Source organism: Kitasatospora aureofaciens, assembly GCF_019192735.1.
Lineage (GTDB): Bacteria > Actinomycetota > Actinomycetes > Streptomycetales > Streptomycetaceae > Kitasatospora > Kitasatospora aureofaciens_A.
In genome coordinates, this window is record NZ_JAHTKP010000100.1 from 1 (window position 1) to 19,156 (window position 19,156).

General features: G+C 70.7%; 27 protein-coding genes and 2 pseudogenes. 13 read left to right on the plus strand and 16 right to left on the minus strand.

Features of this window, described 5'->3' with window-relative positions:
• The first annotated feature begins 99 nt into the window (after positions 1–99).
• On the plus strand, positions 100–1,152 hold the full coding sequence (locus KV557_RS39635; protein ID WP_218206829.1) for a hypothetical protein: 1,053 nt from the start codon (positions 100–102) through the stop codon (positions 1,150–1,152).
• A gap of 58 nt (positions 1,153–1,210) precedes the next feature.
• On the opposite strand, the gene KV557_RS39640 is transcribed toward KV557_RS39635, so the two are convergent.
• The 3 genes from KV557_RS39640 to KV557_RS39645 form a co-directional block, all read right to left on the minus strand.
• A complete protein-coding gene (locus tag KV557_RS39640) occupies positions 1,211–2,353 on the minus strand; it encodes a Fic family protein (RefSeq protein ID WP_218206831.1) in 1,143 nt (380 codons plus the stop codon).
• Positions 2,354–2,494: 141 nt separating this feature from the next.
• On the minus strand, positions 2,495–2,617 hold the full coding sequence (locus KV557_RS43805; protein WP_256178655.1) for a hypothetical protein: 123 nt from the start codon (positions 2,615–2,617) through the stop codon (positions 2,495–2,497).
• 241 nt (positions 2,618–2,858) lie between these two features.
• A complete protein-coding gene (locus tag KV557_RS39645) occupies positions 2,859–3,122 on the minus strand; it encodes a hypothetical protein (protein ID WP_218206834.1) in 264 nt (87 codons plus the stop codon).
• Between the two features lie 484 nt (positions 3,123–3,606).
• Here KV557_RS39645 and istB (KV557_RS39650) point away from each other — a divergent pair, with 484 nt between their 5' ends.
• The 5 genes from istB (KV557_RS39650) (at position 3,607) to KV557_RS39670 (ending at position 6,964) form a co-directional block, all read left to right on the plus strand.
• Positions 3,607–4,353, plus strand: a complete 747-nt coding sequence (istB, locus tag KV557_RS39650; RefSeq protein WP_218206875.1) for an IS21-like element helper ATPase IstB — start codon at positions 3,607–3,609, stop codon at positions 4,351–4,353.
• 95 nt (positions 4,354–4,448) lie between these two features.
• On the plus strand, positions 4,449–5,003 hold the full coding sequence (locus tag KV557_RS39655) for a hypothetical protein (protein WP_218206836.1): 555 nt from the start codon (positions 4,449–4,451) through the stop codon (positions 5,001–5,003).
• A gap of 219 nt (positions 5,004–5,222) precedes the next feature.
• Positions 5,223–6,287 (plus strand): hypothetical protein, encoded by a 1,065-nt coding sequence (locus KV557_RS39660; RefSeq protein ID WP_218206838.1) that lies wholly within the window; start codon positions 5,223–5,225, stop codon positions 6,285–6,287.
• 177 nt (positions 6,288–6,464) lie between these two features.
• Positions 6,465–6,719: a type II toxin-antitoxin system Phd/YefM family antitoxin gene (locus KV557_RS39665; protein WP_218206839.1), complete on the plus strand. Its 255-nt coding sequence runs from the start codon at positions 6,465–6,467 to the stop codon at positions 6,717–6,719.
• On the plus strand, positions 6,716–6,964 hold the full coding sequence (locus KV557_RS39670) for a type II toxin-antitoxin system RelE family toxin (protein WP_218206841.1): 249 nt from the start codon (positions 6,716–6,718) through the stop codon (positions 6,962–6,964). Before KV557_RS39665 ends, KV557_RS39670 begins: the two co-directional genes overlap by 4 nt.
• Before the next feature lie 255 nt (positions 6,965–7,219).
• Here the strand turns inward: KV557_RS39670 and KV557_RS39675 are convergent, their stop codons facing one another.
• Together KV557_RS39675 and KV557_RS39680 are read right to left on the minus strand one after the other, a co-directional pair.
• Complete coding sequence (locus tag KV557_RS39675) at positions 7,220–7,414, minus strand: hypothetical protein (protein ID WP_218206844.1); 195 nt, start codon at positions 7,412–7,414, stop codon at positions 7,220–7,222.
• Positions 7,411–7,728 carry a DUF6247 family protein gene (locus KV557_RS39680; RefSeq protein ID WP_218206846.1) on the minus strand — a complete coding sequence of 106 codons (318 nt, stop codon included), beginning with the start codon at positions 7,726–7,728 and terminating at the stop codon, positions 7,411–7,413. The genes KV557_RS39675 and KV557_RS39680 overlap by 4 nt, the downstream gene beginning before the upstream one ends.
• Between KV557_RS39680 and KV557_RS39685 the strand changes: the two genes are divergently transcribed.
• A complete protein-coding gene (locus KV557_RS39685; protein WP_308130296.1) occupies positions 7,705–8,124 on the plus strand; it encodes a hypothetical protein in 420 nt (139 codons plus the stop codon). The two genes, KV557_RS39680 and KV557_RS39685, sit on opposite strands and share 24 nt — an antisense overlap.
• Positions 8,125–8,129: 5 nt before the next feature.
• A pseudogene (gene istB, locus KV557_RS39690) lies at positions 8,130–8,920 on the plus strand (IS21-like element helper ATPase IstB).
• 54 nt (positions 8,921–8,974) lie between these two features.
• On the opposite strand, the gene KV557_RS39695 reads toward istB (KV557_RS39690), so the two are convergent.
• Positions 8,975–9,514 (minus strand): hypothetical protein, encoded by a 540-nt coding sequence (locus KV557_RS39695; RefSeq protein WP_218206848.1) that lies wholly within the window; start codon positions 9,512–9,514, stop codon positions 8,975–8,977.
• A gap of 518 nt (positions 9,515–10,032) precedes the next feature.
• On the opposite strand from KV557_RS39695, the gene KV557_RS39700 reads away from it, so the two are divergent.
• Positions 10,033–10,374 (plus strand): zinc finger domain-containing protein, encoded by a 342-nt coding sequence (locus KV557_RS39700; protein WP_218206849.1) that lies wholly within the window; start codon positions 10,033–10,035, stop codon positions 10,372–10,374.
• 28 nt (positions 10,375–10,402) lie between these two features.
• Here the strand turns inward: KV557_RS39700 and KV557_RS39705 are convergent, their stop codons facing one another.
• From KV557_RS39705 to KV557_RS39725, 5 genes are all read right to left on the minus strand, one after another.
• Positions 10,403–10,957, minus strand: coding sequence for a DsbA family protein (locus tag KV557_RS39705; protein WP_256178656.1), 555 nt, complete (start codon positions 10,955–10,957; stop codon positions 10,403–10,405).
• A 108-nt stretch (positions 10,958–11,065) separates the two neighbouring features.
• Positions 11,066–11,212, minus strand: coding sequence for a hypothetical protein (locus tag KV557_RS39710; protein ID WP_218206852.1), 147 nt, complete (start codon positions 11,210–11,212; stop codon positions 11,066–11,068).
• Positions 11,213–11,336: 124 nt separating this feature from the next.
• A complete protein-coding gene (locus tag KV557_RS39715; RefSeq protein ID WP_218206854.1) occupies positions 11,337–11,780 on the minus strand; it encodes a hypothetical protein in 444 nt (147 codons plus the stop codon).
• Between the two features lie 87 nt (positions 11,781–11,867).
• Entirely contained in the window at positions 11,868–12,179 is a 312-nt protein-coding gene (locus KV557_RS39720) for a hypothetical protein (RefSeq protein WP_218206856.1), read from the minus strand.
• Positions 12,180–12,264: 85 nt separating this feature from the next.
• Positions 12,265–13,407: a HEAT repeat domain-containing protein gene (locus KV557_RS39725; protein WP_218206858.1), complete on the minus strand. Its 1,143-nt coding sequence runs from the start codon at positions 13,405–13,407 to the stop codon at positions 12,265–12,267.
• Between the two features lie 196 nt (positions 13,408–13,603).
• Between KV557_RS39725 and KV557_RS39730 the strand changes: the two genes are divergently transcribed.
• Positions 13,604–13,918 (plus strand): hypothetical protein, encoded by a 315-nt coding sequence (locus KV557_RS39730; RefSeq protein WP_218206860.1) that lies wholly within the window; start codon positions 13,604–13,606, stop codon positions 13,916–13,918.
• Positions 13,919–14,126: 208 nt separating this feature from the next.
• Here KV557_RS39730 and KV557_RS39735 read toward each other — a convergent pair whose 3' ends face one another.
• Both KV557_RS39735 and KV557_RS39740 read right to left on the minus strand, forming a co-directional pair.
• A complete protein-coding gene (locus tag KV557_RS39735; protein WP_218206861.1) occupies positions 14,127–14,627 on the minus strand; it encodes a hypothetical protein in 501 nt (166 codons plus the stop codon).
• 220 nt (positions 14,628–14,847) lie between these two features.
• Positions 14,848–15,150 (minus strand): hypothetical protein, encoded by a 303-nt coding sequence (locus KV557_RS39740; RefSeq protein ID WP_218206863.1) that lies wholly within the window; start codon positions 15,148–15,150, stop codon positions 14,848–14,850.
• Positions 15,151–15,437: 287 nt separating this feature from the next.
• On the opposite strand from KV557_RS39740, the gene KV557_RS39745 reads away from it, so the two are divergent.
• Positions 15,438–15,860, plus strand: coding sequence for a hypothetical protein (locus tag KV557_RS39745; RefSeq protein WP_218206865.1), 423 nt, complete (start codon positions 15,438–15,440; stop codon positions 15,858–15,860).
• Positions 15,861–16,259: 399 nt separating this feature from the next.
• Here KV557_RS39745 and KV557_RS39750 read toward each other — a convergent pair whose 3' ends face one another.
• Positions 16,260–16,631, minus strand: a complete 372-nt coding sequence (locus KV557_RS39750) for an SMI1/KNR4 family protein (protein ID WP_218206867.1) — start codon at positions 16,629–16,631, stop codon at positions 16,260–16,262.
• A 91-nt stretch (positions 16,632–16,722) separates the two neighbouring features.
• On the minus strand, positions 16,723–17,448 hold the full coding sequence (gene istB, locus KV557_RS39755; RefSeq protein ID WP_305149049.1) for an IS21-like element helper ATPase IstB: 726 nt from the start codon (positions 17,446–17,448) through the stop codon (positions 16,723–16,725).
• Between the two features lie 196 nt (positions 17,449–17,644).
• On the opposite strand from istB (KV557_RS39755), the gene KV557_RS39760 reads away from it, so the two are divergent.
• Positions 17,645–18,007, plus strand: coding sequence for a hypothetical protein (locus KV557_RS39760; protein ID WP_218206872.1), 363 nt, complete (start codon positions 17,645–17,647; stop codon positions 18,005–18,007).
• A 422-nt stretch (positions 18,008–18,429) separates the two neighbouring features.
• Positions 18,430–18,576: pseudogene (locus KV557_RS39765) on the plus strand (ATP-binding protein); the annotation flags it as partial.
• Positions 18,577–18,630: 54 nt separating this feature from the next.
• On the opposite strand, the gene KV557_RS39770 reads toward KV557_RS39765, so the two are convergent.
• On the minus strand, positions 18,631–19,156 hold a 526-nt coding region (locus KV557_RS39770; RefSeq protein ID WP_218206873.1), incomplete at its 5' end, for a hypothetical protein.

The window sequence follows — 19,156 nt, forward strand, 5'->3', positions numbered from 1 at the left end:
GACTGGGACAAGGCCATCGCGCACCCCCTGGTGAACTCGCCGTTCTACTCAGAGAGTTGCGCGATGGCTCTCCCATGACCAGGGGTTACTCCAAGATCCTTGCTACACCACTCCACGGGACGCCATCTGACGGATGCCGCCTTCGCCTACATCGACGACTCCGTGTGGGAGCCCATCGCCCCACCCACCCCCGCACAGGGTGACGGCCCGGCCGCGGACACGCCCGCCGACGCCCTGGCCGAACTGCTGACCGCCATCAGCCGCCGCCAGCACGAACACCGCGCCCACACCGCCCGCCGCCTGACCGCCGCCCTGGACAGCAACCTGCTCACCGACGAGCTGACCCAGCTCGCCGTGTACTACCGGGCCAAGGCCGACAAAGACCTCGGCCGCACCGCCGCCTCCCTCGAGGGCATGCGCCACGTCGCCGCCGCTGGCGGCCGCCTCGCCCCGCAGGCGCAGCGCGGCATCGCCAACCTCGCCCGCATCGCGGGTGACTTCCCCGCCGCGCTGGCCGCCGCCTCCACGCTGACGTGGAAGAGCCGCCGCCACCGTGTGAGGGGCGACATCCTGTGGCCGCAGGGCGCCTTCACCGCGGCCGCCCAGGCCCTGCGGGACGGGCAGGCGGAGGCCGAGCAGCACAATGCGCCCGGTGAGCGGGCCATCGCACAAACGCGCCTGGCCCTGGTCACGGCGTTCACCGACCCCGACCGGGCCGGCGAGGAGATCGACCTCGCCCGCCAGTACCTGGAGCCCCTCGACCAGCGGGCCACCGTGCTGCACGCCCGCGTGGCCGGTCTGGTCCGCGACGCCGGCACCGACAACCGCGAGATCGCCGACCGCGTCGCCGTCCTGCGGGCCCAGATCGACGTTGCCGGCCTGCCCTGGCTCATCCCGCTGCTGGAGACCGCCCTCGTCTTCCACCATGCCGTCCGCGGCGCCGAGGACGACCTGACCGCCGCCATCGCCCGGCTGCGCGAGGCCACCGCGGGCGGCGACTTCGCCTACTACCTGGACATCGCCCACTTCATGGCCGGCCGGCCGCTGCCTGCACCGTCCACGACGCTGTGGCTCGACGACGAGGAGACCGTCCGCAACCGCTGGCGCGCCCTCGTCGCCGTACGCCGGAACCACCTGGACACCCGGCGCTGAAGCCGAGAAGGCCGGCCCCAGTGGGGGCCGGCCTCCGTACCGATCGCGGACCGGCCTTCTACGTGGCGGTGTACGGGTTGACGATGGTGTGGTGCCGTTGGGCGGTTTCCAGGACCTCCTGGGGAAAGCGGGGCCCAGCAATGTAGTGACGGCCCTTCGTCTGCCCCACCGCTGTCAGCAGTTCCGCCTTGGTCAGGGCCTGCAGGTCCCTCGTCGCCTGTTGAGTGTTGATCGCTTCGGCTTTCTCGTAGCGCGAGCGGCGCACCCGCCCCACCATCGCCACTTCGTGCAGAGCGGTCGTCTGCCGCTCGGTGATCCCGTACCGGTCAGCCGCCTCGATGAGCTGTGTCCAGCAGTCGTTGGACCGGTCGACGCGGCGCTGGACCCGCTGCGTCTGCTGGTGGTACGCGAGGAGATTGAACTTGATCCACGGCAGGGTGTCCCGCTGGGGTGACCAGAACGGACCGCCGACCTCGCGCAGCACCTTGTAGTACTCCCAGGTGTTGCCGGGCATCCCCAGCCACTCCTCGATCGAGGAGAACTCGGGGGCGAGGACTCCGCCCCGGGCGATCAAAAGGGTCTGCAGAGAGCGGGACATCCGGCCGTTGCCGTCCGACCAGGGGTGGATCTTCACCAGGTTGAGGTGCGCCATCGCGGCCCGCACGAGGACGTGGCTTTCGAGGTCGCCCTCGTTGAGCCAGTCGACGAGCTCACTCATCAAACCGGGCAGCAGCTCCTGGTCCGGTCCCTCGTAGTCCGTGGCGAGCTCGTCACCGGGGGCCGTGATCCGGATGGCCGTCCTGCGCCACTGCCCGGCGGTCTTGAGCGGGTGGTGGTGGCCCTGGAGCATCCAGTGCAGGGCGTTGAGCAGTTCCTTGCTGTAGCGGAAGTCGCGGGCGTCGTGGAGGGACTGGATGTAGGTCATGGCCTGCTGGTAGGCCAGGGTCTCCGTCTTGTTCTCGTCGCTGGCCTCGACCTCGCGCTCGCCGTCCATCAGGTCGGCGACGTCCCTCGCATCGACTCGGTAGCCCTCGATGGTGTTCGAGGCTGCGATGGCACTGGCCGTGAGGGCCTTGCGCAGGTCGAGCGTCCATTTCATGGGGGCCTGCTGAACGGCGTGCCGCAGCTGGTCGCGCATGGAGTTGATCTGCTCCAGGACCTGATGGTCGACGGACTCAAGGCGGGGCGTCTGGTACAGCATGAATCAATGATACCCAACTCCTATCATTCAATCAATCTAGGCTGCCGGGCGCGAGGCCCATCCCGTCGTCCGCCACGCCTGCGGAAAGGAGCCGAGGACCACGGAGAGGAACCACCCCGCCTGCCGGGCGCACGGTCCTGGTCACGCAGCACCGCGGGCGGGGGCCGACTGCGGCGGGCGGGCGGTGCGCAGCGGGATGGTGTGGCCGCGGGCGACGGCGAGGGCGGCGTGGTGGCGGCGTCGGGTCCGACGATGGCGGCCCACCGGTCCTGGATGCTGCCGCCGGCTATGCCCAGGGCCCAGCCCTGGGAGGCGGCGAGTGCGGGGACGACCAGGTTGAGGCGGGCCGGTTCGCGGGCGTCGCGGCCTCGCCGGTCGGCCACTGCCAGGGGCCTCTTGTGCTTGGCGGGGGCGTTGCCCGCGTTGCGGGCGGTCCGGCGGGCGGCGCGCAGGGCGGTGCGGGCCAGGTCCGCGCCGCTGAGCTTGTCGTGCTGCTCGGTATCGGTCATCGCCGCACCCCCAGGATCACGTTCGGGTTGGCCTCCAGGCCGATCAGGCGGGCCGCGAGGTCGGCGCCGTAGCGGTCGAGCGCGGCGTCCACGTCGCCGCTGATCTCCTCCGCCACCGCGGCCGGGTAGTAGAACGCCTCCGCCCGCGCCGTGTCGGCGTCGGCCTGCTCGACCGGCTGCGGGACGGCCGCGAACAGGCGCTCCATCGCGGCCCGGGCCTCCATCTCCTCCCGCAGCTCGCGCATCGCTGCGTTCGACATCGGGTCCACCGCGGCCGCCCAAGCCCTCCGGGACGGGCGGGCCGAGGCCGAGCAACACGACATTCCCGGTGAGCGGGCCATCGCGCAGACCCGCCTGGCCCTGGTCACGGCGTTCACCAACCCAGGCCGGGCCGACGAGGAAATCGACCTCGCCCGCCAGTTCCTGGAGCCACTCGACCAGCGCGCGACGGTGCTGCTCACCCACGTGGCCGGCTTGGTCCGCGACGCCGGAACCGACCGCGAGATCGCCGACCGCGTCACCGTCCTGCGGAGCGCGCCGCCTGCCGCCCGACCCGCGCCAAGGGTTGCCCGACATGAGCAAGTACGACCGGCTGCTGAGCCCGGTCGCCGGCCGCGACAGCCAGACCCAGAAAGGCCACGGCGCATGAACCCGACCATCACCGTCACCGACCAGGACGACGAGCCGGACACTGGCGGCAAGGTGCCCGGCCGCCGGCTGTCGCTGCCCGGAGATCCGGAGGACATGCTCATCGACGAGGCATGCCGCGAGCTTCGCCTGCCGGCCTTCCGCGAGCGGTTCATCGACCTGGCCGCCGGCGCCCGGCGCGAGCAGGCCACCTACAAGCAGTTCCTGCTGGACATGCTGCAGGCCGAGCTCACCGACCGCGACCTCCGCCGCCAGCAGCGGCTGCTGCGGCTGGCCCGCTTCCCGCGGCCCAAGCGGCTGGAGGACTTCGACTTCTCGAAGAACCCGAACGTCACCCCCGAGGTCGTCGCGGACCTCAAGTCCCCGACCTGGGTGCGCGAGGGCCGGCCGCTGGTGCTGATCGGCGACTCCGGCACCGGCAAGTCCCACCTGCTGATCGGCATCGGCACCGCGATCGCCGAGACCGGCCTGTCGGTGCGCTACACCACCACCTCGGCGCTGGTGAACGAGCTCGCCGAGGCCGACGCGAACCGCCGCCTGTCCTCGGTGATCGCCCGCTACAGCAAGATCGATCTTTTGTGTCTGGACGAGTTCGGCTACCTCAACCTGGACCGCAAGGGCGCCAAGCTTCTGTTCCAGATCTTCACCGAGCGCGAGGAGCGCAAGGCCACCGCGGTCGCCACGAACTCGCCGTTCACCGAGTGGGACAAGACCTTCGGCGACGCCCGCCTCTGCGCGGCCATCGCCGACCGGATCACCTTCCGCTGCACGCTGATCCAGACCGGCACCGAGTCCTACCGCTACCAGGCCACCCAGGAATCCCTCTTCCCCACCCCGAACTGACTACCTGACGCTGTCGGGGATCTTGGTGGTCGTGCGTTTCGGGTGGACAGCAGACCTTGCGCAACACGTGAGCGTCCGCAGCTGTCATAGACTCCGTGATCATGTTCAAGGGCTGGTGGCATGTCGTGCCGGATGAAGAGCGGCAGCAGTGGCTGCTGGAGCCGCTCGTGAGTGTTGGGCCACTGCGCTTCGGTATGAGCCCCGGTGAGGTGGCGGACGCCATGAGCGGCCTCACTGCCGAGGTCGAGCGACACACCCGCCAGCGCGAGGTAGATGCGAACGTCTACACAGTCGTGGAAGGCAAGTACCCGGAGTTCGGCCTGCACCTCTACTACCGGGATGAACAGCTCGCGGGCATTGTGGTCGACGCTCTGTGCGGACCGCAGGTCTCCGCGGATGGTGCGGCACTCGTCGGCCGGGTGCCCTCCGTACTGGAGCAGTGGATGCTCGATCGAGCCGAGGCTCGCTCACCCGAAGAGGAGCTCTCCTACATGAGCGCGGGCGTTCCCGGCTCGGAGTCCCTGGGCGTGGTGATCAACGTGCAACGGGAAGGTGACCGCCTCCTCACCCGGCCGGTGTTCTTCCCCACCGAGGCGCTCAACGACCTCTCCCACTGGCTGCCGAGGGACACCTGGGAAATCCACGACTGAGCACTGCCACGGCGCCTTGGGGACAACCTACTGCGTGGGCTGGTTGGGGGTTTGTGGTTCGAACGGCCGTAGCCCTCCGGGCTGGTGTGACGATGTGATTCCGGACAGTGATGATCGTGATCGGGTCAGCCGCGGGCGATCATCGTCCTGGTTCCCCACTGTGCCGCCACCCTTGTCCCGGCACGGTCACGTGCCGCACTCACAGGGGGAGGGCAGTTGATGGGCACCGCCCGCCAAGTCGATCTTCTACGTGCCGAAGTGGGCAACGGTTTCACCGAGCTGCGGACCACCGGCGAGACCCTGCGCACCGAACTGCTGAAGGCCGTCACCGACGGCCTGCGCGACCACCGTGACGCGCTCATCACCGAGCTCACGAGGGAGCGGCAGGAGACGGAGCTGGCGCACCGGGACAACCGGAAGCTGCAGCGCCAGCTCACCGAGACCCGGGACGAACTGCACCGCATCCAGCTCCAGGCGGCGGAAGCCAAGAGCAGCACCGCCCCGAGCGAGGCCGAGGCGGTGGCGGATCCCATCGGGATCTCGGCGGATGTCGTTCCTCCCGCCGAAGTCCCGCCAGCCGTCCCCCAGGCCGGCGTGGCGGAGCCCGCAGACGCCGACGTCGGCACCGTTGCGCCGGAGCCCACCCACCTCTTCGTGAAGGAGACCGCCGTGCCCGAGACCGCCCCCGCCGAGGAGAGCAGCAGCACGCAGGCCGGCATCACCGCCGAGCAGGCCCACCAGCTCATCGAGCTGCTCGGCCGCCTCGCACCCGCCCCGGCGACCGTGACGGTCCCGGAGCAGCCAGCCGTCGAACAGGCCGCCTCAGTCCTGTCCGTCGAGGCCGGGGGTGTCGCCGATCTGATCCCCGCGGCTCTGGCGTGGCCCGCCCACGTGGCCACGCTGCTCAAGGCCGCGGCCGTCAACACCGTCGCCGTCTCCTGCAACCCGCACACCTGGGAGTTCCTCCAGCAGCGGGTCGAGGGCGCCGAACACTTCGACAAGCAGAAGACCGTTCCTCAGCCTCGCGGTGCCGTCCAGGACGACCAGGGCGACAACATCCTCTCGGGGCGCAGCGTGATCGCGCTGCTCAACGCCCTGCGCACCACCGTGTACGCGGGCACCGGGCAGGAGGTGGAGACCTGGGCGCTGGCGGTCACCTGCTATGAGCGGATCGCCGAGGTGGTCAACGCCACGCGGCCCGTCGGCGACGACCAGCAGCTCACCCGGCCCCGCATCGTCCTGGACGACCTCAGCATGAAGACGGTGGGCGGCGAGCACCACTGATCCGGGCCGGGTTGGGATCGCCCTGACTGCCCATGGGCGGGGCGCCGTACGCTGATGGCCGGGCCCTCACGTCGACGAGCGTGAGGGCCCGGCCACTTTTCCGGGCCAGCTGGCCTGCCCGCCAGCTTGTACCGCGATCTTCAGCGCACAAGTGCGCACTACTGCTATTTTCGGGGCATGGACACCTATCCGATCACCGAGGCCCGCAACAAGCTGGGGGCCCTGGCGCGGCAGGTCAGCGCCGAACAGAAGCACATCGCCCTCTCGGACCGGGGCCAGACCATGGCCGTCCTGATCAGCCCGGCCGAGCTGGAGGAACTCGAGTACCACCGGGCCACCGCGGACTACCTGGCGCGCAAGGCGCGCGGTGAGACCGGTCCGGGTGTTTCGCACGATGAGGCCCGCCGCCAGGTTCTCGGAGAGGCCTCGTGACCTACGGCATCGTGTGGGAGCCCGAGGCCCTGGCCGTGGCGCAGAAGTACGCCGCCGGCGACCGGGCCGGGATCCAGCAGGTCTTCCAGGCCGTCGACCTGCTCGCCGACAACCCCCGCCCGAAGGGTGCCTTCACGGTCGGCGCCAGCGGGATCTACCGCATCCAGGTCGGCTTCTACCGCGTCCAGTACGAGGTCCACGACCAGACGGTCACCGTCACCGTCTTCCACCTCGGCCGGGTCTGACCCACTCGACAGCCACCCATGACGATGCCGGTGGAGGCACAGTCTGTGCCTCCACCGGCATCGTTGCGCTGTGCTTGGGTGGCTCGGACGGCGGCGAGCGCTTGGTGGTAGCCGTGCGAGGCTATCCGCCCTGCTCATTGACGCTGTGGATGCTGATCCGCTCCTGGTCGAACGGCGTCCAGTCGCGACGCAGACGGAACACCTTGTGTCCGGGTGCGGTCTCGATGTCGATGCTTGCGCTGAAGTCGCCTTCGCTCAGGAGCAGGAGGGCAGCCTGGCGGGCGTCGTACTCTGACCCGTGGAGGTCCGCGCGAGCCTCCGCAGGCTGGTGGTGATCTCGTCGATCCGCCCCCCATCGGGCTCGAACAGGGCCATGATCTCGAAAGAATCCCCGACGTAGGCCCCGCCGATGGGCAGGATGGCTGGCTGCGGCTGCTGAGACTCGGTCACCGGTCGCTGCCGGCGGTGCGGAGCCGGGCGAAGGCGTCGGCGGCCGGGGTCCACTGCTGGCCGCCGATCGGCGCGGCGAGGGAGGCCATGGCCTCGGGGCTGGTGCGCAGGGCCAGGCGGTGGCGGTAGGTGGCGATGACCTCGGTGACGGCGGCGAGGTCGCCGATCGGGGAGGCGTCGAGGGCGGCGGCCAGGGCCTGCTCGAACTGCTCGCGGTCGCCGGGCAGGCCGTACCGGGAGAGCGCGGTGCGCAGCTCGTGCAGGGTGGCCGGCCTCGGCGCGGCCTGGGCGTGGTGGTCGGGCTGGGTGGTCACCTGGTCCTCCTCCTGCGCACCGCCGCCGCGGCGGTCAGGGCACACGGCGACGCCGAGGGCACCCGGGCGCTGATCGAGGTGCTGCTGCTGGGCCGTCACCTCCCGCACGAGCACATCGTCGCGGGCCTGGCCACCGCCCTGCGGGCCGGGGCACTGACCGCGGACGCGGTCGCCCTGGAGGCCCGCAAGGCCGCCCAGACCGAGGACGAGCCCGCCGTCGACGTCCCGGCGCCGCGGCCGGGTGCCGGATCGGGGACGGTGACGTTTCTGCACGAGTGGAAGCTCAACCATCTTCCGCCGGACACCAGGCCGCTGCCCTCGGTGACCCACTACGACCAGTTGCTCCGACACCGCCGCGCCGGCGGCGGTGACCTGCGAGAGGGAGAAGTGCCATGACCGCCATGCTGCCCCGTCAGCGGAACCTGACCGAGCAGGCCGCGACCACGGCCATCGACACCGCCTGCCGACTGCTGCGGCTGCCGTCGATCCGCAACGAGTTCGCCGACATCGCCGACCGGGCGGTCAAGGATCAGATGACCTACCGCGGCTTCCTCGCCGAGCTGCTGATGGCCGAGTGCGATGACCGGGCCCGCCGCCGCTCGGAGCGGCGGATCAAGGCCGCCGGGTTCCCCCGGGACAAGTCGCTGCGGACCTTCGACTTCGACGCCAACCCCAACATCGACCCCGCCGTGATCAATACCCTCGCCAGCTGCGAGTGGATCAAGAAGAGCCAGCCGCTCTGCCTGATCGGCGACTCCGGCACTGGCAAGTCCCACATGCTCATCGCCCTGGCACCGAGGCCGCCATGCAGGGCTACCGGGTCCGCTACACGCTCGCCACCAAGCTGGTGAACGAGCTGGTGGAGGCCGCCGACGAGAAGCAGCTGAACAAGACCATCGCCCGCTACGGCCGCGTCGACCTTCTCTGCATCGACGAGCTCGGCTACATGGAACTCGACCGCCGCGGCGCCGAACTGCTCTTCCAGGTCCTGACCGAGCGCGAGGAGAAGAACAGCGTCGCCATCGCCTCCAACGAGTCGTTCGGCGGCTGGACCAAGACCTTCACCGACCCCCGCCTCTGCGCGGCCATCGTCGACCGCCTCACCTTCAACGGAACCATCATCGAGACCGGCACCGACTCCTACAGGCTCGCCACCACCCGCGCCCGCACCGGACAAGCCGCCGCCAGCTGACCTGCCGCGGCCCGCCACCTCCCCGAGAGCGGGCCGCACCACTGGGATCGATTCTCAGCTGACCGTGAAGCCTCCACGGACCATCGTCTCGCGCAGCCACCCAAGCCAGTCACGCCAAAGCTCATCGGCCTCCGGCTCGGCACGCACGCTGGCCGGCGCCTCCTCATACCGGTCCAGAGCCTGCGCGATCTCCTGAGAACCGACCAACCACGGGCCGTTGCTCAGCAGCTTGAACTCCGGGATCCCGACCTGCCCAGGCACGGTCTGCGCCGAGGCGGCTCGCTCGGCGGCGACATACGCGTCCCTCCGGGCCTGGTCAGCTGACCGCCAGTCCTCGACGTCCTTGAACGGCCAGGCGGGGAAGGGATGATGCTCTGCCCGATAGGTCATACCAGAACGGCGCATCACGTCCCGGCACACCGCCATCCCCGCGACGTTCAGATGGAATTGAAACGGCTCCGCGAGCGAGAAGTACGACTCCGAGCACCTCGGAACGTGATCACACGGCAGACCAGAATCGGTGCACGACTCCCATCGACTCCGCGCCTCCGCCACGGCTTCGGGCAACTCCACCCACTCCAGGTCATAGCTCATGCGTTCCCCCATCGAACAGTCCAAGGCTGCCCGCACAGAATCCCACGCCACGACCTGCCGAGACGATCAAGAATCGAGCCTATGCCACGGCCCGCCACCGCGACGCTGCTGTCAAAACTCGTGAACATCCACTCGTCGAGTGATCACTAACCGCTGTCCGAACTCGCGGACAAACGCTGTCCCTAGAAGTGAACGAAGCCAGCCACGGTGACGGTCTTGCGCATGCAGTTCCCCCCGGTAGTCGGCGGCCGGCGCGGCCGGACCGCCGTCATCCACCCGATCCGGCACCGTGTGGATGCGCGCGAAGGTACCAGGGCAGTCGACGGCCTCCGGCCAGCCTGCCGTCCCCCTGCCCGCAGTGTCCCGGGAACACGGAAATCCAGCCGGTCCAGCCCGCGATCACGTGTCCTCGGCCCGGGACGCGCACGGCGTGGCCTTCTTCTTCCCGGCAGGCCCTGCGGCGCCGCCCCGGGATGTGGCAGGCTCCCTGACATCTCCGCCCGTCGAAGGGACCCGCCGTGCCTGCATCGGGAGCATTCCAACCGTGCGACCTCTGCCGTGAGCTGGCACAGGGATGGCGCCAGCCGCTGGCCGCCGCCCAGACTGCGGGACCGCTCGACGACGACGCCCTCGCCGCCGTCAGCACCGCCAGCGCGCAAGCGCTCTTCGGCGTGCACGTAGCGGCCGCTCACCCCGACACCACCGCGCCTGCCCCGCACCTTCAGACGTGCTCCGGCTGCCGGTCGATGCTGGCCTACACCGAGACCCACGGCGCCGAAGCGAGCACTCCCTGCGGACCGGCGGGCGACCTGTTGCGCCAGCACCTCCTCAGCCACCTGATCGGCACGGTCCCCGCCTGACCGGCTGAACGGCAGCCCGAGATCCGGCTCAGCGGCGCCCTGCAGGCCGCGCCGCGGCCCGGCCGGCTTCCGGCAGGCTGCCGGTGCCGCTCTGGAGTGCGAGGGCCTCGTCCTCGCGCACCGCCTGCGCGTACGCCTGCGGATCGGCCAGCACGGCGGCGGCCTCCCCGCCGTCCAGCCCGGCCCCGACGGCCAGCTCGACCAGCCGCTGCGTGTCGAACGCCGAGCGCTCCTCGGCGAAGTTGGCCCGGTACAGCGCGTCCAGCAGCTCGGCCTGCTGGCCATGCTCCTTGGCAAAGTGCAGCAGCCGGTGCATGTCGAAGGAGTTCGCCGCGTCCCGTCCGCCGTCCAGGTACGGCAGCCCCTGCGCGTGCGCGTTCTCGGTGATCCGGGCCTCGGCCGCCTCGGCCTGCTCCAGGCTCATCCCGTACTTCGCGGCGAGCAGCGGGATCACGGGACGGGCCGCGCGCGGCGCGTTCGGGTCCAGCTCGAACGAGCGGTGCACGACCTCCACCTCCTCGCGGTGCGGGAACACCGCCAGGGCCTGCTCGGGAGGCGGCTGCGGCTGGCGGGCAGTGCGCAAAGGGACGGCCTTGCCGCGGGCCACGGCGAGGGCGGCGTGGTGACGGGCGGGGAGCTCGCGAGCACGGGCCCGAGTCCAGCAGATCCGTCAGGCGTCGGTGCCGGAGGCTCAGTCGTCGGGGGTGATGTTGATGGCGTCGCACCAGTAGCAGGACCACTCCGCTGGCAGCTCGTAGTAGACCGTGATGAAGCCCTTCGACTCGCCGTAGACCGCGTTCGTCGACCCGCAGCGCCAGCAGTCGTACTCGAAGTCCATTGCCGCCTCCCTGTGTCCAATGATGGTGGTTCCCAGGGAGGTTGGGGTCCGAATCAGGTGGGAGAGGGGCTGCGGAGGCGGGCGGCCCGAGGCAGCGGTCGACGCGGGCACGGCTCGGGTGGTGTCAGCTGCCGCTCCGCCAGGCCCGGTGCTCGGTGCTTTCCCAGGGGCTCGGGTAGGGCATCCGGTGGGCCGTCTCGTCGGTCATCACGTACGTCAGGGCGCGGGCGAGGCCGGCCGGGTCGGAGACGACGGGGACGTCCAGCTCCATCGGCGGGAAGGCGCCAGGCTCGGCTTCGTGCTCGAGGGTGTAGGACCAGCCGGTGGTGTTGTCCCAGGCCACGGTGAGCCGGCAGTCGGCACCGGGGACGTCACGGTCCGCGTACGGGTTGTGGTTCCCGGTGTCCCAGCTCAGGACGGCTCGTAGCGCGGGGGCGTCGGCCGGACCTGCCTGCTCCAGCCACCAGGTGTCCGGGCCGTGCCGCAGTGCTTCCAGTTCGGCGACGACGCAGGCGATGTAGTCGCGGTGGGGCAGGTGGCCGCCGCGCTCCTCCAGGACCTTTGGCATGGTCTTCTCCTTCGTTGTCGTGGCGCGGACGCGGGATCGGCGTCGGTGGGTCAACGAGCGGGCTGCGGGCCGGGCACTGGGGTGGTGTCAGAGGTGCGGGCCGATGAGCAGCACGGTGACCACGGCACCGTCCTGGTTGTCGCCGTCGGCCGGTCCCCAGGTCCAGTGGATCCGCCAGGCGTCGGTGCCCCGGTTGATGTAGGACGTCCAGGCTGCGGTGTGTTCGTGGCCGGGCAGGGCGTGGTAGCGGTGGGTGCGCAGGCCGGGGTGGAGGGGATCGGCGGCGAGGTGGTCGAGGGCGCGGCGCACCCGGCGCAGGCGGCAGGGGTCGGCGCGGCGGCCGCGCTCCAGGCGGTGCAGGGTACGGGCGGCGGAGGGGGTGTAGTGGAGGGTCGGCACCGGGGTCTCCTTCGTCGGGGCATGCGAAAGGGCCCGCCCCTTCGAGGGGGCGGGCCCTTGGTGGATCCGGAGCGGTGGTGCGGGGTCAGGCGGGGATGGCCTCGGGGTGGTCGCCAGCGGCGAGGTAGTCGGCGGCGAGGTCGGCAGCGGCCATCCACAGGGCCACCGGCAGCGGGAGGGCGGGGTTGCGGGCGGCGTCCTCGGCGGTGCCGGGGTCACGGAGCAGGGCGGCCAGGGTCGCAGCGGGCAGCGCCGGGTGACGGGCGGCGACCCGACGGACCGTCGGGTCGGGGTCGTCGAGCAGGGCGAGGGCCGAGGCCGACGGCAGGCGCGGGTCCTCGGCGGCGCGTGCGCGGACCTCCGGGTCGGGGTCGGCGGCGAGGCGGACGGCCAGCATGGGCGGCGCGGCGGGGTCGTCCAGGGCGAGCAGCCGCACCCGGGGGCGGGGGTCGTCTGCGTGGCGGCGCAGGCCCTCACGCGGGAAGTTGGGGTGGTTGCGGGGCCGGCCGGGGAAGGAGAAGCTGCCGGACCACCAACTCCACACGTCCAGCAGGGTCTCGGCGGGGGCGTCCGCGCAGGACTCGCTGAGGAACAGTCGCACCACCCGGTCCTCGTCCCGTCCGAGCCGGGCGGCGACGTCGGCGGGCAGCCGGGGCGCGCGGGCCACGCTGCGGCGGACCCACCGGTTCGGGTGGGCCGCCAACTGCCTCATCGCGTCCGGGTCGTGGAACAGCGCGCCGACCCACCAGAGCCCGTACGTCCGGTCCTCTGCAGGGATCTCGGGGACGGTGTCGGCCAGCGCGGCGATGTCCGCGGGCGTTCGGGGCGGCACCGCGTCCGGACCGGGCGGGCGCTCCACCCCGACCGCGGTGCGCTCCCCGCGCGCGGCGAAGTCGTCCCGCATCTCGCGCAGTCCCGCAAGCAGGGCCCCGCTCGCCCCGCGCCCGGCGAGCGCGTCCAGCAGCCGCTCCCACTGCGCGGGCGACAGCGCCCCGGACTCGGCCACCCGCCCCCACACCCCCTTGGACGGGTGCACAACCGCCGCGTCCAGCACCGGCGCGGGCAGCCCACGCCGGTACAGGAAGTGCAGTTCGTCGCCCTCCAGCAAGGCGAGCAGCACCTCTGCGGACGCGTCCGGCCGACCCCCGAGTCCGGACCGCCACCGCCTGCGCAGCTCCGCCCCCGGCTCCGCCCCCGCCAAGAACATCTCCCATACCCCGTCGCTCATCGGGCCAGCCTAGGCTGCCCGCCGCATGAGAACGGGGTTGTAGCCGACGGGCCAGCCGTCGGCGAGGCCCGCCGGAACAGAGGCTAGAGGTGACCGGGCCAGCGAGGACCTGTGTTTGTCAGCACCACGAACCTGTGCTATCGGTCCGGCGGGGCGCAGCCGAGCGTCGATCCGGTCGCACGTACGATTCCCTGCCGTGGGCAAAGAGCAGAAGACCTTCGAGTACCCCGGCGAGCTGAAGGACGCGCAGCGCACGCTGATGGCCGTGCAGACGGAGCGCCGCGCGTTCCTTGCCACGCTGCCGTCGTGGAGCGGCGATCTGGGGGCCGCCCGGCAGGGGCTGAGCGAGGAGCAGTTGGCCGAGTCCGCGCGCCTGGAGGATGCCGAGCGGCGGGCTTCCCACGCGGTGTGGGCCGACGAGTACTGGGCCACGCTGTCCGGCGAGGACCGGACCACCGCCCGCAGCCGGCTCCACCACGTCGACGACCCCGCTGAGGAAGCGGCGGCGTAGCCGAGGGGTTTGGGCTGTTCCGCGGCCGGAGGGCGGTCCTGGCCGGGCGCCGGGCCGCCGGTACCAGCGGTAGCGACGTCGAGCAGAACGCGCCTGCGAACACCGTGGCCAGAGTCCCTCCGATCCGAACGTGCCCGGCGGCAGTGACGGCCTACGGGATCGCGCCGGTCGGATACGGCGTCGGCCGGCGTCCGCCGACCCTGGTCGGTCAGTCCAGGTCGGCGGACGCCAGGGCCACCGCGAGCACCAAGTACGGGACGGCTTCCAGGCACTGCTCGGCCTTCATGCTCGGGTCGGACGCCATGCCCGCGTCGGCCAGCGCCAGCAAGGCGGTGCCGATGGCCGCCTCCACCGCCGCGTCCAGGACCTCGGCCGCGTTGAACTCCCCGCCAGCCGCCAGCTCACGCACCAAGGCGGCGGCCTGTTCCGGGTCGGCGCGCCACAGCTCGGCGACCTGGTCGCCGGCGCCCGCCAGGTCGATAGCCGCGCTCTGCTGCGCGTTGGGCAGCGGCACGGGCCAGGACAGTTCGGGCTCCTCCACGATCTCCTGCGCCCGCGCCAGCGCCACCCGCGCGGCGCTCGTCCGCTGGGCCTGCTCCCGCTCCCGTGCGACGGCCGCCGACCACCGGGCGTCGTCCTCGGCCCGGGCCGCCTCCAACAGCGGGGCCGCTGTGTGGCCGAGGTAGACGACCGGCAGCGAGTCCACCACGACCCCCTCCTGCCCGGGCGAGGCGTCAGCGACGGGCTGGTACAGCGCCTGCCGCCGCCGAAGCGCAGGCCCCGACCATACTGGTCAGGGCGGCGATCAGACGGGCGTGGCGGCGTCGGCGTGCGGGCAGGTCCAGACGGGCGGGAGTCGCGGTCACCCCCGCACTATGCCGCGCCACACCTGCCCGCGATCCCCGTTCCCGTGAACACCGTGCGGGTAATCAGCGCCACTGATAGGACGCGCCGGTCATCGCCGGGAGCACCAGCGGCCCGCCGGTCGCGGCGGTGCCGGGCCAGACGGCCTGGGCGAGGACGGCGCCGACGTCCGGGTACAGGTGGAGGCCGGCCGCGTCGGCCACCAGCAGCCACACCACCGGCGCGCGGTCCGGGTCGTCCTGCTCGACTGCGGAGACGGCCGCCACCAGGTGGTCGGGCAGGTGGGCGGTGAAGACCAGGTACCGGCGCCGGAACGCCGTGCTCTCGCCCGGCCGCTCGGTCTCCTGGTCCTGGACGAAGCGCAGCACCGGCGGCGTTGCGCCGGAGGAGGCAGGCCGCGGGAGGCGCTTCGCCGTCGTGGTGGAGGGGGCACCACATAGCACTTGCGGGAGGTCGACCCCTCCGGGCCCGTTGCCCGGTCAGACGGTGGGCGCATTACGGTCAGCCGCAGTGGGCGTCAGGTCGATACCACGGTGGCACGGCGGAGTTCTGGCCAATGTCCGAACGAAGTCCTTCACTGGCCGACCGTGAACAGGCAAGCTGTTGTGCAGACGGGCAGCGGGCCTTCCCGACCACCACAGAGGGGGAACATTCCATGGTCAAAATCGGAACAGCCAAGCGTGGTATCGCCATGACTGCCGCTGCTGTTGCCCTCGCGGGCGTCGCGACGGTCGGCCTCGGCGGCACGGCCTACGCCGGTGTGTCGAACCCACCCGCATCCACCACGGATTGGTTCTCGCTCTACCTGGAAAACGGCCGGGACAGCGCCTATTTCCTGGTCTGCAACCATCAGTCGAGCGCCACCTCGGTAGTTGTGGAGGTCCTCGACGGAGCGGGTTACCGAATGACGCTGCAGGACGTCAACACCGGCTGGAATCCCGGAAACCGCGCCATCAACTTCAACCCCGGCGGCTGTGAGGAATTCAACGTCGTCGGCTATCAGAACAACAACACGATCGTCGGAGGGATCATATCGGGCAACTCGGGTTACTGGACGGGCTGGGTTTCCCGGGGCTGACCTCGTCTGCTTGTCCGAGCGGCGCAGCCGACTGTACTCGTCGCGGTCCTTCCGGTGGTGTCCCACCCGGCCGGGCCGGGGTCGACAGCCTCACCGTGCGGACCGGGGCGGCGGGGGCGAGCAGGGCGGGCACGGCCGGACGGCGGCGACGCCTGGTCATGAGTTTCGTCATGTCGCAGGCTCTGCCCACCACGCCACCGAGCCGAACCCTGCCCCCGGACGGAGCAGCGCAAGCCGTTCTCGCCAGCCGCTGACCTGTGACGACACCCGAAACTCACCGGGCCCGGGGCGAAACTCACCGCCCTCGGGGACGAAACTCCCCACCACAGGTCAGCGGGGTGCCCAAACTCCCCACCGCAGACATCGCACGTGGTTAAGCGTCAAGCGGAACGGGTCTTGTCAGCGGCCTGGAGTGGTGGGTTGCCAGGTGAGACCGAGTGCGTCGTCGATTGTGGCGGTGCTGGGCTCTTGGGAGCCGCCGAGGGCTGCGTGGCTCAGCAGCACCGGTGTCCCGGTCTCCAGCGCGTGGGTGATGTCCTGGAGCATCGAGGTCACCGAGGCCCACTGGGGAACGTCCAGGTTCCAGGTCTCGTGGTCCCAGAGGAGTACCGCGCCGTGGGTGTCACCGGGGCGCAGGTCGACGATCAGTCCGTCGCCGCCGGGGCTCAACGCGATCGGCATGAACTCCCGCTGGTAGCGGCTCTCGGGCTGACCGTTCTCGTCGAACGAGTCGCCTTCCTGCTCTGCGACCAGGAGCCTGTCAACGGTCATTGAGATGCCCAGGTGGGCGGTCGTCGGGTGTCCAGGCTGGTGGCCATCAGAAATCCATGCCTGTGGCCAGCGGTGTTCCTGGGGGTGGGGGTCAGTTCAACGGGACCACTCCCTTGCCGGCGAGGGCTTCGGCGAGGCGGTGCGAGTCGCCGGTGGTGGTCACGAGGTGAGCGTGGTGCATGAGGCGGTCGGTGCTGGCTCCGGCGAGGGTCTTGGGCATGATCGTGTCGAAGCCTGAGGGGTGGATGTTGCTGGTCACCGCGATGGAGCGGCGTTCGTAGGCGGCGTCGATGATGCGGTAGAACGCTTCGGCTGCGTCCTCGCCGACGGGCAGCAGGCCAATGTCGTCGATGACGATCAAATCGGCCCGGCAGATCCGGGCGACGGTGCGGGCGGTCGACCCGTCGACCTTCGATTTGCCGATCGCAGCGCTGAGGGTCTCCAGGGTGAACCAGGCCACCCGCAGGTCCTTCTCGATCGCGGCCTGGGCCAGACCCTCCGTGAAATGCGACTTTCCGGTCCCCGAGGGGCCCGCGATGACCAGGTTCTCCGCGCGGCCGATCCACTCCAGGGTGACCAGGGAGTTCTGGGTGGGCTCGGGGATGGTGGAGTCCTCGGCCCGCCAGGAGGCCAGGGTCTTGCCGGTGGGGAAGTTCGCCGAATGCCGTCGAAGGCGCCGGGTGGCCGCGTCGCGGCCGGTCACCTCCTCGGCTATCAGTAGCCGCAGGACCTCGGCGGGGTCCCAGCGTTGGGCGCGGGCGGTCGCCAGCACGTCGGGGGCGGCCTTGCGCATATAGGGCAGGCGCATGCGGCGCATGAGCTTGTCGAGTTCCTCGGGGATGGCGGGCGGATTGGGGAAGCTCACGAAAGCGCCGTTCTCTCGGTGACGTTCGGTCAGGATGGTTTGTTGGGGATGTCGGCGTTCTGGCAGGAACGCCTGTCGAAGTACTGGTGAACGAGCCCCGCAGGGGGCTGGGTGAGGAGCAAGGTTCCGTTCGTGCGACCCTCCTCGTATGGGCACTGGTGAGGACAGTCGCAGGCGGCGTTGGCTGATTCAGTTGCTGGCAGTGCTGTCCGCCGATCCAGCAGATCAGCTGGCCTGGGCGGCCGAGCACGAGGTGATGACGGAAGCGATCGTCCTCGACCTTGATCTTGTGCTCCGTCTGGCCGAGAGCCTGGACCCGGAGGCTGTTCCTGATCTTCGAGCTATCGATCTGGTCTTCGGTGAGATGAATGTCCGGGATCACCCCGACCGGTGGGTCGACACACTGGCTGCTGATTCTCGCTGGGACGAGGTTCGAACTACGGCCCGGCGGGCCCTCGTCCGGATGCGCGGCGAGTGGCGTCAACCGCTGCCGACCCGCGTGCTGCGGTAACGGTCACCGGCCCAGGGCCTGCCAGCCGATGGTGCCGCTCTGGACGGAGTGTGCCTCGTCCGCGCGGACAACCTGCCCGGCGGGCTTGCTGGCCGCGATGTGCTCCAGGATCGAGGGCGGCGCCCCGGTCGATGGCGGCGGCGGTGGGCCAGCTGAACCCGCGCGCCCGCCAGGAGGCCACGAACGCCTCGACGCACTCCGTCTGGAACTGCCACGGATCCGCCGTCAGCGGCCCCTGCGGGACGGCCCCACCCGCGATGACCTGCAGCCGACCCACCGGCACACCTTCCTCGCACCTGAACGGTCAAGGCAGCACCTGGAGAACCTGACCGCTGCCACGAGAACCAACGAGGACCGCAGGAGACGGATGCGGCCAGGTGGCAGCACCAACTCGTGTGAGGGAACAAGTGCCAGCCCCAGATGGCTGGACCAAGACCTTCACCGACCCCCGCCTCTGCGCGGCCATCGTCGACCGCCTCACCTTCAACGGAACCATCATCGAGACCGGCACCGACTCCTACAGGCTCGCCACCACCCGCGCCCGCACCGGACAAGCCGCCGCCAGCTGACCTGCCGCGGCCCGCCACCTCCCCGAGAGCGGGCCGCACCACTGGGATCGATTCTCAGCTGACCGTGAAGCCTCCACGGACCATCGTCTCGCGCAGCCACCCAAGCCAGTCACGCCAAAGCTCATCGGCCTCCGGCTCGGCACGCACGCTGGCCGGCGCCTCCTCATACCGGTCCAGAGCCTGCGCGATCTCCTGAGAACCGACCAACCACGGGCCGTTGCTCAGCAGCTTGAACTCCGGGATCCCGACCTGCCCAGGCACGGTCTGCGCCGAGGCGGCTCGCTCGGCGGCGACATACGCGTCCCTCCGGGCCTGGTCAGCTGACCGCCAGTCCTCGACGTCCTTGAACGGCCAGGCGGGGAAGGGATGATGCTCTGCCCGATAGGTCATACCAGAACGGCGCATCACGTCCCGGCACACCGCCATCCCCGCGACGTTCAGATGGAATTGAAACGATGGCGTCCCGTGGAGTGGTGTAGCAAGGATCTTGGAGTAACCCCTGGTCATGGGAGAGCCATCGCGCAACTCTCTGAGTAGAACGGCGAGTTCACCAGGGGGTGCGCGATGGCCTTGTCCCAGT

Excerpts from the sequence above, each read along its gene's own strand:
- KV557_RS39640 (WP_218206831.1), bottom strand. The coding sequence starts at position 2,353 with ATGCTGTACCAGACGCCCCGCCTTGAGTCCGTCGACCATCAGGTCCTG.
- KV557_RS39645 (WP_218206834.1), bottom strand. The coding sequence starts at position 3,122 with ATGTCGAACGCAGCGATGCGCGAGCTGCGGGAGGAGATGGAGGCCCGG.
- istB (WP_218206875.1), top strand. The coding sequence starts at position 3,607 with ATGCTCATCGACGAGGCATGCCGCGAGCTTCGCCTGCCGGCCTTCCGC.
- KV557_RS39660 (WP_218206838.1), top strand. The coding sequence starts at position 5,223 with ATGGGCACCGCCCGCCAAGTCGATCTTCTACGTGCCGAAGTGGGCAAC.
- KV557_RS39665 (WP_218206839.1), top strand. The coding sequence starts at position 6,465 with ATGGACACCTATCCGATCACCGAGGCCCGCAACAAGCTGGGGGCCCTG.
- KV557_RS39695 (WP_218206848.1), bottom strand. The coding sequence starts at position 9,514 with ATGAGCTATGACCTGGAGTGGGTGGAGTTGCCCGAAGCCGTGGCGGAG.
- KV557_RS39710 (WP_218206852.1), bottom strand. The coding sequence starts at position 11,212 with ATGGACTTCGAGTACGACTGCTGGCGCTGCGGGTCGACGAACGCGGTC.
- KV557_RS39715 (WP_218206854.1), bottom strand. The coding sequence starts at position 11,780 with ATGCCAAAGGTCCTGGAGGAGCGCGGCGGCCACCTGCCCCACCGCGAC.
- KV557_RS39725 (WP_218206858.1), bottom strand. The coding sequence starts at position 13,407 with ATGAGCGACGGGGTATGGGAGATGTTCTTGGCGGGGGCGGAGCCGGGG.
- KV557_RS39745 (WP_218206865.1), top strand. The coding sequence starts at position 15,438 with ATGGTCAAAATCGGAACAGCCAAGCGTGGTATCGCCATGACTGCCGCT.
- KV557_RS39750 (WP_218206867.1), bottom strand. The coding sequence starts at position 16,631 with ATGACCGTTGACAGGCTCCTGGTCGCAGAGCAGGAAGGCGACTCGTTC.
- istB (WP_305149049.1), bottom strand. The coding sequence starts at position 17,448 with ATGCGCCGCATGCGCCTGCCCTATATGCGCAAGGCCGCCCCCGACGTG.
- KV557_RS39760 (WP_218206872.1), top strand. The coding sequence starts at position 17,645 with ATGGGCACTGGTGAGGACAGTCGCAGGCGGCGTTGGCTGATTCAGTTG.